We start from the raw sequence: 474 nt of genomic DNA, 5'->3' as shown, positions 1-474 counted from the left end.
CGAGCGGGTATGGTGCGAGCGGTAACGTCCTCACCGACGGCGCCGGCAACTCGACGGTCTATCTGCAGGCCGGCACGGTCAACGACGTGCTCAAGGCGATCGACCTTGCCACCGGCGTGCAGACCGCGACGGTCAATGCCAACGGCACCGCGACGCTTGCGACGGCGACCGGCCAGACCAACTCGTCGATCAACGCCTCGGGTCAGCTCAAGATCTCGACCGGCGTCAACGCCGATCTGTCGATCACCGGCACCGGCAATGCGTTGAATGCGCTCGGCTTCGCCGGCAATACCGGCACCTCGAGCGCCTTCACTGCGGCGCGTACCTCGGGCGTCGGCGGCATCAGCGGCAAGACATTGACCTTCTCCTCCTTCAACGGCGGCACGGCGGTCAACGTCACCTTCGGCGACGGCACCAACGGCACGGTCAAGACGCTCGATCAGCTCAACACGAAGCTTCAGGCCAACAACCTGA

Annotated in this window: 1 protein-coding gene; it reads left to right on the top strand. The window is 65.2% G+C overall.

Going from position 1 to position 474, the window contains the following annotated elements; genetic code table 11:
• The coding region (locus AC0L2F_RS35745; protein ID WP_473251525.1) for a DUF1522 domain-containing protein at positions 1-474 on the top strand (474 nt) is incomplete at both ends.

Source organism: Bradyrhizobium sp. Ken64 (genome assembly GCF_055807555.1).
This window is presented reverse-complemented; position numbering and strand designations above follow the sequence as displayed.